The organism is Bacteroides coprosuis, from assembly GCF_020741705.1.
Classification (GTDB): Bacteria; Bacteroidota; Bacteroidia; order Bacteroidales; family Bacteroidaceae; genus Bacteroides_E; species Bacteroides_E coprosuis.
In genome coordinates, this window is record NZ_DYYK01000052.1 from 1 (window position 1) to 12,537 (window position 12,537).

Here is a 12,537-nt window from a genome sequence, read left to right on the forward strand (position 1 = left end):
TGTTACAGGTGATGGAACTAATGATGCTCCTGCTTTAAACTTTGCGCAAGTAGGTCTGTCTATGGGATCGGGTACAGCCGTTGCCAAGGAAGCTAGTGATATAACATTACTAGATGATTCCTTTAATAGTATCAGTACTGCTGTTATGTGGGGACGCTCACTTTATCAAAATATTCAAAGATTTATTGTCTTTCAATTAACAATCAATTTATTAGCATTATTATTAGTATTGTTAGGGGGTATTACCGGAGCAGAACTTCCATTAACTATAACTCAAATGTTATGGGTAAATCTTATTATGGATACTTTTGCAGCATTAGCTCTAGCTTCTATACCTCCAAGTATAGATGTAATGAAAGATAAGCCTCGCAAATCTACCGATTTTATTATAACTAGAACAATGGGGCGTACTATTCTTAGTATAGGCATGATCTTCCTAGCTATATTACTAGGGATGCTGTATTATTTTAAAGGATTACCAGAAGGATTAACTACTTATCATTTGACATATTTCTTTACATTCTTTGTGTTCTTACAGTTTTGGAACTTATTCAACATGAGAGTTTTCGGTACTAATCATTCTACTTTTTATGGATTGTTTAGTTCAAAAGCCTTTTGGTTAGTTTCAATCTTGATCTTTGTAGGTCAATTAATTATTGTGGAATATGGAGGAGCTGTTTTCCGCTGTGAACCATTGACTTTTTCGTCGTGGATGGAAATAATAGGATTAACATCTCTGACTCTTTGGATTGGAGAGGGTATTCGAATGATTAAGAGACTTAAAACTAGATAAAATAGATGATGAAAACAGAAGAGAGGATACGTAATATTGTTTTTGATTTAGGTGGAGTCTTAATAGATATAGATCCAGAAAGATGTGTCCATCGTTTTGAAGAGCTAGGCGTAAAAGAGGCTGCTAAATTTATGGCAGCTGAAGATTTTAAAGTCATATTTCAACGTTTTGAGCGAGGAGATATTGATGCCAATGAGTTTAGAAGCTTTATACGGTCTAAAAATGAGGTTCTAAAAGATGTTTCTGATGAAGATATTGATTATGCATGGAATGGGATGCTTATTGGTATACCTCGATATAAACTCGATTTATTGTTAGAGTTACGATCTCACTATGTTGTATTTTTACTAAGTAATACCAATAGTATTCATTGGCAGTGGGCACTAGATAATCCTTTTCAATATAGAGGATTCAGAGCTGAAGATTTTTTTGAACAGGAATACCTTTCGTTTCGTTTAAGAACATGTAAACCAGAAATCACTATCTTTGAGCGTGTTTTAGAAAATGCCAATATTGAGCCTCATGAGACACTCTTTATTGATGATCGTCCAGAAAACACAAAAGCAGCAGAAACTTTAGGTATAAAAACATATACCCCAAAAGCCAATGAAGATTGGAGCTTTTTGTTTGACAATGAATAACAATTATGCAGATTATAGACAAAAAATCAAATACAATTCCAAGTCCATGTGTAGCTAGTATAGGCTTTTTTGATGGAGTACATAAAGGGCATTACTATCTGATAAAACAAGTGTTAGCTGAAGCTAATCGAAGGGATTTAAAATCAGCTTTGCTTACTTTCCCTATTCACCCAGCTAAGGTTATGCGTCCGGATACAGTGATGGAGCACTTAACTATCCGTGATGAAAAGTTGGAGTTGTTAGCTAAAACGAGTGTGGATTATTGCTTTTTAATCGATTTTACGAAGGAGCTTTCTCAACTTACAGCAAGAGAATTTATGCAGTTTATTTTAAAAGATAAATATAACGTAAAGGTACTTGTTATAGGTTATGACCATCGTTTTGGACATAATAGAGAAGAAGGATTTGAAGATTATTGTCGGTATGGTAAAGAGTTGGGGATTGAAGTAATACAAGCTAAAGCTTTTTATGATGACTCAGTAGATGTCAGTTCATCTTACATTCGTAAGGCTATAGATGCTGGGGATGTTTTATTAGCAGAACAGTATTTAGGATATCCTTATTTTTTAGAAGGAAAAGTGATACAAGGGAAGCAGTTGGGTAGGACTATTGGTTTTCCCACAGCGAATGTCAATGTATCTAGTCCAGATAAACTGATACCTAAAGATGGTGTATATGCCGTGAAAGTTCTTGTAGAAGACAATCAAGAAGAATATTGGGGTATGCTAAATATTGGACATCGTCCAACGGTAGATGATGGTCCGAATCGAAGTATAGAAGTGAATATTTTAGATTTTAACAAGGATATCTACAATAAAAGTATCCGTCTTTTGTTTAAACATAGGCTACGTGATGAAGTAAAGTTCTCTTCTATAGATAAATTGGTTGAACAACTGCATCGAGATGAGGAGTCCGTTAGAGAATTGATAAAGTAAATAAGATCCGTATAGGCAGAGGAGTACCTCTGCTTTTTTTATGTCTTTAATTTTAAGGGCTAAATCTCTTGTTCACTATTTGAATAATCTATTCCTTTGTTAAACATTAAAAAGATAAAATACTACTTTATGAAAGGATTAATAAAGATAGCAGGAGTGTTGGGCTTGTTCTTAATAGTCAAGTTTTTTGTGTTCATCTCGTTTTCTATAGGCTCTGACTTCTTTGTAGATAAAGATACTGTCGATCAAGTTGTATTTAATAGTAAATTGATAGGTTACTCTACATTTATAAGCTCCATTATAACTTTATTAGTCTTGTATTTTTGGAAACCAATCCGTGGCATTGTCGATAAGTGGCAAAAGCTATCTCCCTTTTATCTTACTCTTTGCTTAATTTTAGGTTTCCTTGGGGCCGCCCTCAATAGTTTTATTCTATCTTTTTTTGTTGATTCTCAGCAAGAGATGATGGAGCAGAGTAAGGTGTTATTACATTCGGGAATCATCGGTTTATTTAGCATTGCTATTTTAGTACCTATTTTAGAAGAAATTGTTTTTCGTAGAATACTTATTGAGATACTGATTAAGGAGGTAAATCCTGCAATCGCTATTGTTATTTCTGCATTAGTTTTTGGTGTTTTACATGGTCAGCCAGTTCAGATGCTTGGAGCTACTCTGCTAGGTTTATTATTTGGCTGGATTTATTATCAATCCAAAAGTATACTCCCATCTATTTTAATACATATTATTAATAATGCTTCATTTCTGATGGTATTGAACTATACTGAAGGTTCGTTAGAGGAAACTGTCGATGATAGCTATTGGAGTGTACAACATCCGTACGGCTGGATAGTCTTTTTAGTGACTCTAATTGTCTTTTCTGTAGTGGCTAGGGTTGTCTATCAGAAGTCACGGAGTCGGTCGTAAATAGAAGGGTTTTATAACAGTACAGAGTGAAAGCCTACACTCCTATAAATTGCTCATCCTTTTATCTTCTGAATCATCTTTTTGGGGTGATAGATTATTATTCTTATCAGGGTTATGATTTCATCATGTCGGTGTCAAGAGGTTTCTTTGACTAGGATATGTTGTTGTCATGTCGGTGTTAGAATAAAACGAGTATTCATTAAAAAATGACAAAAAATCTAGTTTGCATAAAGCTCAGTAAGTAATTATTTGTGCAATCTATTTACTAGTTTATTCATGTAAAACCCATCTAATCTGGTTGAACCTCTAGACTCTCTAATCTTGAAATTTCTAAGATCTCGAAAAACTTGAAGTCAATAAAAAGGAGAACCTCATTGGCTCTCCTTTCTATGTAAATACAGATGTTTTATTTTGCTTCTTGTTTAGCTTTATAAGCAAGTGCATATATTCTCATTTGCTTTACCATTGATAACAAGCCATTACTTCTTGTTGGAGAAAGGTGTTCTCTTAATCCGATTGTTTCAATAAAATGTAAATCAGAACTAAGAATCTCATCTGGAGTATGGTTTGAAAGTACTCTGATTAGTAAAGCAATGATCCCTTTAACAATAAGGGCATCACTTTCGGCTTTGAAAATGATTTTTCCATTTACTAAATCTGCTTGTAGCCAAACTCTACTTTGACATCCTTCAATAAGATTTTGCTCTGTCTTGTACTTTGGGTCTAATTCTTCTTGTTCGTTACCAAGGTCGATTAAAAGTTGGTAGCGGTCCATCCAATCGTCAAAGCTATTAAATTCCTCAATAACCTCTTCTTGTAACTCGTTTATTGTCATGGTTCTAATTATTGTTCATTATATATTACTGCTAGTACGGTTTGTCCGACAGCATTTAACGTTGTTGTATCTATATCATCCATATTATCTTTTACAGTATGCCAAGTATTTCCAAAACTCGACTTTTCATTATTGGGATAATAGGGTATAATATCTATTGTTTTGATATTGGTTAGCTTATTAATAAATAAATGGTCATCTATAATTTCCCAGCCATCTTTATTGATAAAGTAATTGCTATATCCTAATTCTCTAGCTTTACTCCATACTTTTTTTACAATATTATTTGCATAAGAAGTGGATATACGTTCTTTATAGAATGTTGCATTTTTTGCTCCAACCATATCCAATAAAATTCCAAATCGAGCAAAGTAGTTTTCTACGTGTGGTACTCTACTCCAGTATTGAGAGCCCAAACACCAGTGTTCTTCTTTGTGTATTCCTTTGTAAAATTGTGGTGCACCATAATCTTCTGCATCAAAAAAGATAATATCTATACCTATAGAGGGTTCTTTTTTTTGTATTTGTCTTGCTATTTCTAGTAAAACACCTACACCACTAGCACCATCATTGGCTCCCAGAATAGGGGTATGATGATTTGCTTTATCAGGATCATTATCAGCCCATGGTCTAGTATCCCAATGAGCAAATAGTGCAACTCTTTTTTTTGATTCAGGCTTATAGGCTCCAATAATATTACTTGCTTGAAGAATAGTTCCATCATAGGCTATTGCATCAAAGTTTTGTCTATAAGTCTTTGCACCAAACTCAGCTAGTTTGGCTTCTAAAAAGTCGGCACACTCTTTATGTCCTTTACTGTTAGGCACACGTGGCCCAAAATCGACTTGCTTTTGAATATAGTTGTAGGCACTATCGGCGTTGAACAAAGGAACATCTACCTTTCGTTCTGTAGTAGTCTGTTCTTCTGTATTATTTGATTTTTTACTACTGCTTCCACAAGCTACTAAGGCTATAGGTAATAGTATTGTCACCAAAGACAATCCTAATTTATTCATGCTTAATAAGTTTAGAATTTCTCAAAATTAATGAATTTCAATCAGAAAGTGTAATTCGATTGCGACTTTATCCAAATTTTAGTTCGGCAGTGCTTCTATTCACTATTAATTCAGCTAAAGAACCATTTATTAATGGATAATTTTTGGGTACATGACCTATAGGGAAGTTAAATAGCATAGGATATTTATACGATTTTAAAAGGGGGTATATGCTTTTATATACCTCTTCAGTGATATTTTTGTTGTTGAAGGTTTCTGTAAATTGACCTAAAATTAATCCTGAAAGCTTGTCAAGGACTCCACTATATTTTAAGTTATAAAACATTCTCTGTACTTCGTTAGGAGTTTCGTTAACATCCTCAACATATAGAATAGTTCCTTTGGAATCGTACTCGTAAGGAGTATTTCTTAGACCTTGTAAAACAGCTAAGTTGCCGCCTCTTAAAACACCTTGTATTCTACCTTTATTATTGTACTTATGCCCTTTGATAATGTAGTGCATATTTTCTCCGGTTAGGATCTGCTTGATAAAAGTGATGGCTAAATCATCTTTAGGCTCAAAAGTAAAGTGTCTAGCCATTGGTGCATGTAATGATGCAAAGCCTTCTTTTTGTAGTAAGGAGTGTAAGGCTGTTATATCACTATATCCCACTAGCCATTTGGGATTTTTTCTGAAAAGACTGAGGTTTAGTTTTTCTAAGAGCTGTATAGCACCATAACCACCTCTACTACAAAATATGGCTTTAATATCGCTGCGGTCAAGACCATATTGTAAGTCTGCTAACCTTTGTTTAATTGTACCTGCAAAAGAACCCGACTTAGCTGCAGCATGTTTACCTTGTAATGGCTGTAATCCCCAGCTTGTTAATCTTTCTTTTATACCTTTTAATAAGCGTTTATCAATCTTTCCAGAAGGAGAAATAATTAAAACCTTATCATTCTCCTGGAGTGATGGAGGTAGTTGAAGACTGTTCATAAATATGATTTGAATAGAGTCTATTTTTATGCAAACATACAGTAAAACATCTATTTTTTGTACCAATTTGCAATTATAATTTGATAATTAATAAGTTACTAAACTTATAAACCCTTACATTTGTTAAGATTAATATCTGAATTATCATTCTTTTTTAGATATTTGTTCAAAACACGATTATAATATGAAATTGATAAATAGCTTTAAGACGATGATTGAACGTCTCAAGGAGCATAAAATAAAGAAGAGAGTTGCTGTGGTATTTGGAGTTGACTCGCATTCCGAAGTAGCTATATCTAAGGCCATTGAAGATGGTTTTATAGACGTAATAATGGTTGGTCCAAAAGATAAGGTTGAGCACTACGCTATTTTTAGTAAATACCCACAATCTGTTCAATTCATTGATGTGCAAGACTCAGATGAAGCCGCTAAAGAGGCCGTGAAATTAATTCATGAGAATAAAGCAGATATCTTGATGAAAGGATTAATTAATACAGATAATCTGTTACGAATTGTATTGAATAAAGAGAAAGGTTTGCTCCCAAAGGGTAAGGTGTTAACTCACTTGTCTGTGTCTGAGATTCCTAATCATCATAAACTTTTGTTCTTTTTAGATTCTGCTGTAATCCCTTATCCTACTTTAGATCAAAGAGGATCAATGCTGTCTTATATGGCAAGTGCTTGTAGAAGTTTTGGTATAAAGATTCCGAAGATAGCTCTTATTCATTTCACGGAGAAAGTAAGTGCTAAATTCCCACATAGCTTAGATTATATACAGCTTATTGAAGAGGCACAAAATGGAAGTTATGGTTCTGTTGTAGTTGATGGCCCTATGGACGTTTATACGGCATGTGATAAAGAATCAGCCGATATTAAAGGGATAGAATCACCTATTTCGGGTGATGCAGATGCTTTAATGTTTCCTAATATTGAGTCGGGAAATGTATTTTATAAAACGATATCCTTGTTTGCAAAGGCAGAAATGGCTGGTGCACTGATGGGTACTATTTGCCCTGTCGTAATCACTTCGAGAAGTGACTCTGCTATGTCAAAGTATAATAGCATAGCGATGGCGTGTTTAACTTCAAATCGAATTAATTAAGAATGAAAATATTGGTAGTTAACCCAGGATCAACATCAACAAAGATGGCTGTCTTTGAAAATGAAACTGCGATTTTTAAGAAAAAGATCATGCATGACGTTTCAGATCTTTCTGAATTTCCTCATGTGACCGATCAGTTTAAATTTAGAAAAGAATTAATATTAAAGGAATTACAGAGGCAAAATATTTCTTTTCAGTTTGATGCAGTTATTGGAAGAGGAGGCTTGGTAAAGCCTATTTGCGGGGGTGTATATGTGATTAATACGGCTATGCGTTATGATACAATTCATGCAACTCGAACTCATGCGTGTAATTTAGGTTGTTTGATTGCTGCAGAATTAGCAAGTAATATTCCCAACTGTAAAGCTTTTATAGCAGATCCAGGAGTTGTCGATGAACTAGATGATATTGCTCGTGTTTCAGGTTCTCCTTTGCTTCCTCGCATCTCTATTTTTCACGCTTTAAATCAGAAAGCTATTGCTAGGCGTTTTGCTAAAGAGCATCATGCAAAATACGAAGATTTGGATCTTGTTATTTGTCATTTAGGTGGAGGGATATCAGTTGGAGCTCATAAAAAGGGGAAAGTTGTTGATGTCAATAATGCATTGGATGGGGAAGGACCATTCTCGCCCGAGCGTGCAGGAACTTTACCAGCTGGTCAGTTAGTTGATTTATGCTTTAGTGGGAGATATTCTCGTGAAGATTTAAAAAAGAGAATATCTGGTCAGGCTGGTCTTGCTGCCCATTTGGGTACAACTGATGTAGCTGAAATTATGTGCCGTATTCAGAAAGGCGATCAAAAAGCAAAACTAGTATTGGATGCAATGATTTATAATGTAGCTAAAACCATTGGAGCTTCTGCTACTGTTTTTTATGGTAAGTTTGACGCTATTCTCTTTACTGGAGGTATTGCATACTCTGATTATGTCATTGATGAGTTGAAAAAGAGAGTGGAGTTTCTTGCTCCTATTTATGTTTATCCTGGTGAAGATGAAATGGAGGCCTTAGCTTCAAATGCTTTGGGTGCTTTGACCGGAGAACTACCCATAATAGAATATAAATAAAGTCCTTTTTAATATATAAAAGAAAAGCCTAGATCAATTGACCTAGGCTTTTCTTTTATACTAAAAAACTAAATTAGTTTTCATTATTTTGTCTTTCTGGACGAGGAAGAAGAACTTTATGAGATAGTTTGAACTTACCAGTCTTTCTATCAATATCAATAAGTTTTACTTCTATTTCGTCATTTTCATGAATTCCAGCATCTTCTACTTTGTCTAGTCTTCTCCATTCTATTTCAGAAATATGGAGTAGTCCATCTTTACCTGGAAGGAATTCAATAAATGCACCATAAGGCATAATTGAGCGAACCTTACCCGTGTAAACTTCACCTACTTCAGGAACAGCAACGATAGCTTTAATCATTCTTACAGCATCGTCAATGCTTTTCTTGTTAGTAGCAGAAATTTCAATAGAACCTTCTCCTGCTTCAGTTTCCTCAATGGTAATAGTTGCACCAGTTTCTTCTTGCATATTTTGAATAATCTTACCACCAGGTCCTATGATTGCACCGATGAATTCTTTAGGAATAGTCATCTTTTCAATTCTTGGAGCATGAGGTTTAAGATCTGTGCGTGGAGCATCTAGCGTTTCTAGGATCTTATCAAGGATGTGCATACGACCTTCTTTCGCTTGATTAAGCGCTTTTTCAAGAATGTCAAATGATAAACCATCAACTTTGATATCCATTTGAGTTGCAGTAATACCGTCTTTTGTTCCTGTTACCTTGAAGTCCATATCACCAAGGTGATCTTCATCTCCTAGAATATCAGAAAGCACAGCATATTTATCTTCTCCTGGATTTTTAATTAATCCCATTGCAATACCAGATACGGGTTTCTTAATTTGAACACCTGCATCCATTAAAGCTAATGTACCACCGCAAACAGTGGCCATTGATGAAGAACCGTTAGATTCAAGAATATCAGAAATCACACGGATTACGTATGGATAGTTCTCAGGAATCATTCTCTTAAGAGCTCTGTGAGCTAGGTTACCATGACCAACTTCACGACGACCAACACCTCTCTGAGGTCTAGCTTCACCAGTTGAGAATGGAGGAAAATTATAATGTAGTAAGAATCGTTCTTTACCATGACAAAGAACATCATCTATAATTTTTTCGTCAGATTTAGTACCTAAAGTTACAGTACAAAGAGCTTGAGTTTCACCTCTTGTAAAGACAGCTGAACCATGAGGGCCAGGAAGGCAATCAACTTCACTCCAAATAGGGCGAACTTGAGTTGTCTTACGTCCATCAAGACGCTTACCTTCATCAAGGATGCTACGGCGCATTGCTTCTTTCTCTACGTCGTGATAATATTTATTGATTAAAGCTTCTTTTTCTTCAAGTTCTTCCTCAGTGAACTGAGCCTTAAATTCTTCTTTTATAGCTTCGAAAGCATCAAATCTTTCATGTTTGTTTGCATTTCCTGAAGCTGCAACAGCGTATGCTTTTTCATAACAAGCTTCGTGAACTGCTTTACGTAGATCTTCGTCGTTTTCTTCGTGGTTGTATTCACGTTTAACTGTTGAGCCTACTGCTTCAGCTAATTCTATTTGAGCTTTGCAATGAACTTTAATTGCTTCATGAGCAACTTTCATAGCTTCTAATAATTCAGCTTCTGAAACTTCACTCATTTCACCTTCAACCATCATGATGTTTTCGTATGTCGCTGCAACCATGATGTCCATGTCAGCTTTTTCAAGTTGTTCGAAGGTAGGATTTATAATAAATTTTCCATCAGTACGTGCTACACGTACTTCAGAAATTGGTCCGTGGAATGGGATGTCAGATACTGCTAGTGCTGCTGAAGCAGCAAGACCTGCAAGAGCATCTGGCATATCAACACCATCTGCTGAGAACAATATGATGTTTACATAAACTTCTGCGTGGTAATCGTCGGGGAATAAAGGACGAAGAGCACGGTCAACTAAGCGGCAAGTAAGGATTTCATAATCAGAGGCTCTTCCTTCTCTTCTTGTGAACCCACCTGGAAAGCGACCAAAAGCGGAGAATTTTTCTTTATACTCTACTTGTAGTGGCATAAAATCAGTTCCGGGAACTGCATCTTTGGCTGCACAAACAGTAGCTAACATCATGGTGTTTCCCATGCGCAGCATTACAGCACCATCTGCCTGTTTTGCTAGCTTTCCCGTTTCGAGAGTGATTGTTCTTCCATCACCTAACTCGATTGTTTTAACAATTGGGTTAATCATAAAAATTGTTTTATCTATTTCTTTTCTTCAAAATTCATGCAAAGATAAATAATTAATCGTTCTAAAGTGGTGTGAATGAGTTAAAATATTGTATTTTGGACTTCTGAAGATTCTTTTTTGGTAAGTTACTATTAAAAAGCTTTGCATAAGAGTGAAAAGGAGTATATTTGCAAAAAATGATTTACACACAAATTATGAAGAAAATCTCAATACTACTGACATTTGCTATTCTTTTAGTTTTGGCTGCTTGCTCGCCAAGCGCAAAATTCACAATAGAAGGAAAAGTTTCTGGAGCCTCTGATAAAATAATTTATCTTGAAGCATCTAAGCTACAAGGTCTTATTCCTTTAGACTCTATGAAATTAAATGCGAAAGGACTATTCTCTTTTGAGTCTGAGTATCCTGAATCTCCTGAATATTATCGTTTGAGAATTGATAACAAGGTTATTAATTTTTCTATAGATTCAACTGAAGTAGTAAAGATTCAAGCTAACTATGATACCTTTTCTACAGATTATTCTATAGAAGGGTCAGAAAATGGTCAAAGAATTAAAGAGATTACCCTTAAGCAGATGGCTCTGCAGAAAGATGTTGATAAATTGTTGGAAGATTTACGTAAAGGAAAAATATCTAACAAGTCATTACAGGAGAATTTACAAAAATTGTTTACTGCTTATAAAGAAGATATTAAACATAATTATATATTTATAGCTCCTAATACAACAGCTGCATACTATGCTTTATTCCCTAAAATAAATGGATTCATGTTATTTGATCCATTAAATAATAAAGAGGATTTAAGAGCATTTGCTGCAGTAGCAACTAGCTTAAATGAAAACTATCCACATGCTAATCGCTCAAAGAATCTTTATAATATAGTGATTAAAGGGATGAAAAATACTCGCAAGCCTAAAGTTGAAACGTTGGATGTTCCTCAAGAAAAAGTGAATGTAACTGGATTGATAGACATCGAGCTTAGAGATATGCAAGGTAAGGTGAGAAAATTAAGTGATTTAAAAGGGAAAGTTGTATTATTAGACTTTACTATTTATCAAAGTCCTGTTTCATCAGCTCATGTTTTTGCTTTGAGAGATTTGTATGATAAATATGCTAAAAATGGTTTTGAAATTTATCAAATTTCTTTAGATGCAGATGAGCATTTTTGGAAAACAGCAATAGATAATCTACCTTGGATATGCGTTAGAGATGGCCATGGTATCTACTCTAATTATGCTACAACGTATAATGTGAAAGAGATACCTGCTTATTTCTTGATAAATAAAAACAATGAATTAGTGGTTCGCGGAGATCAAGTTGAGGATATAGAACGCACTTTAAAAACACTACTATAACTTATAAACTCATCGTTTAATCTATCTATAAGTTGCTTAATAGCATCAATAATAGTTTGATTCAATAAAGATAAAAAGTTATCTTTGCATTACAGATAAACAAGAAAGTATAAAATAATTATAGAATATAGTTTAGGGTTCCAACATAGCTATGTTGGAATTCTTTTTTATTAAAATTTAAACAAAAAAGAAATTAAGGAGGATTGAATATGGCATATATGTCAGAAAGTGGTTATAATGACCTTATGGAGGAGTTAAGAGAACTCGAAACCGTACAACGTCCAGAAATATCTCGTCAAATAGCTGAAGCAAGAGACAAGGGTGATTTGTCTGAAAATGCTGAATATGATGCTGCAAAGGAAGCACAAGGCATGTTAGAAATGAAGATTAACAGACTTAAATTAATTATTGCTGATGCTCGTATTATAGATGAGTCAAAATTGAGTACTGACTCTGTTCAAATACTCAATACAGTGGAACTTAAGAATGTTAAGAATGGTAAGAAAATGAAATATACCATTGTGTCTGAAAGTGAAGCGGATTTGAGAAAAGGTAAAATTGCAGTAAGTACCCCTATAGCACAAGGTTTACTTGGTAAGAAAGTAGGAGATGTAGCTGAAATTAAAGTTCCTCAAGGAATGATTACTCTTGAAGTAGTAGATATTTCTATTTAAATTTGATAGC

12 protein-coding genes are annotated in these 12,537 nt (G+C 34.5%); 8 read left to right on the forward strand and 4 right to left on the reverse strand.

Annotated features, from left to right (window positions below):
- From K8V80_RS02980 to K8V80_RS02995, 4 genes are all read left to right on the forward strand, one after another.
- On the forward strand, window positions 1-793 hold a 793-nt coding region (locus K8V80_RS02980; protein ID WP_276775369.1), incomplete at its 5' end, for a cation-translocating P-type ATPase C-terminal domain-containing protein.
- Between the two features lie 5 nt (window positions 794-798).
- Window positions 799-1,434, forward strand: a complete 636-nt coding sequence (locus tag K8V80_RS02985; protein WP_006743853.1) for an HAD family hydrolase — start codon at window positions 799-801, stop codon at window positions 1,432-1,434.
- A gap of 5 nt (window positions 1,435-1,439) precedes the next feature.
- Entirely contained in the window at window positions 1,440-2,369 is a 930-nt protein-coding gene (locus K8V80_RS02990; RefSeq protein WP_276775371.1) for a bifunctional riboflavin kinase/FAD synthetase, read from the forward strand.
- A gap of 129 nt (window positions 2,370-2,498) precedes the next feature.
- Window positions 2,499-3,293, forward strand: a complete 795-nt coding sequence (locus K8V80_RS02995; protein WP_006743855.1) for a CPBP family intramembrane glutamic endopeptidase — start codon at window positions 2,499-2,501, stop codon at window positions 3,291-3,293.
- A gap of 406 nt (window positions 3,294-3,699) precedes the next feature.
- On the opposite strand, the gene K8V80_RS03000 is transcribed toward K8V80_RS02995, so the two are convergent.
- From K8V80_RS03000 to K8V80_RS03010, 3 genes are all read right to left on the reverse strand, one after another.
- The gene (locus tag K8V80_RS03000; protein WP_006743856.1) at window positions 3,700-4,128 is read right to left on the reverse strand and encodes a SufE family protein; all 429 of its coding nucleotides are present in this window, start codon (window positions 4,126-4,128) and stop codon (window positions 3,700-3,702) included.
- A gap of 8 nt (window positions 4,129-4,136) precedes the next feature.
- Entirely contained in the window at window positions 4,137-5,144 is a 1,008-nt protein-coding gene (locus K8V80_RS03005; protein ID WP_276775375.1) for a M20 family metallopeptidase, read from the reverse strand.
- A gap of 67 nt (window positions 5,145-5,211) precedes the next feature.
- Window positions 5,212-6,120 carry a S66 peptidase family protein gene (locus K8V80_RS03010; protein ID WP_006743858.1) on the reverse strand — a complete coding sequence of 303 codons (909 nt, stop codon included), beginning with the start codon at window positions 6,118-6,120 and terminating at the stop codon, window positions 5,212-5,214.
- Window positions 6,121-6,304: 184 nt separating this feature from the next.
- On the opposite strand from K8V80_RS03010, the gene K8V80_RS03015 reads away from it, so the two are divergent.
- Together K8V80_RS03015 and buk are read left to right on the forward strand one after the other, a co-directional pair.
- On the forward strand, window positions 6,305-7,222 hold the full coding sequence (locus K8V80_RS03015) for a phosphate acyltransferase (protein ID WP_276775377.1): 918 nt from the start codon (window positions 6,305-6,307) through the stop codon (window positions 7,220-7,222).
- A gap of 2 nt (window positions 7,223-7,224) precedes the next feature.
- Window positions 7,225-8,286, forward strand: coding sequence for a butyrate kinase (buk, locus tag K8V80_RS03020; RefSeq protein WP_006743860.1), 1,062 nt, complete (start codon window positions 7,225-7,227; stop codon window positions 8,284-8,286).
- 73 nt (window positions 8,287-8,359) lie between these two features.
- Here the strand turns inward: buk and pnp are convergent, their stop codons facing one another.
- Window positions 8,360-10,501, reverse strand: a complete 2,142-nt coding sequence (pnp, locus tag K8V80_RS03025; protein ID WP_006743861.1) for a polyribonucleotide nucleotidyltransferase — start codon at window positions 10,499-10,501, stop codon at window positions 8,360-8,362.
- A 194-nt stretch (window positions 10,502-10,695) separates the two neighbouring features.
- Here pnp and K8V80_RS03030 point away from each other — a divergent pair, with 194 nt between their 5' ends.
- Window positions 10,696-11,853, forward strand: coding sequence for a TlpA disulfide reductase family protein (locus K8V80_RS03030; RefSeq protein ID WP_276775379.1), 1,158 nt, complete (start codon window positions 10,696-10,698; stop codon window positions 11,851-11,853).
- A gap of 209 nt (window positions 11,854-12,062) precedes the next feature.
- Window positions 12,063-12,527, forward strand: a complete 465-nt coding sequence (greA, locus tag K8V80_RS03035) for a transcription elongation factor GreA (protein ID WP_006743863.1) — start codon at window positions 12,063-12,065, stop codon at window positions 12,525-12,527.
- Window positions 12,528-12,537 lie beyond the last annotated feature (10 nt).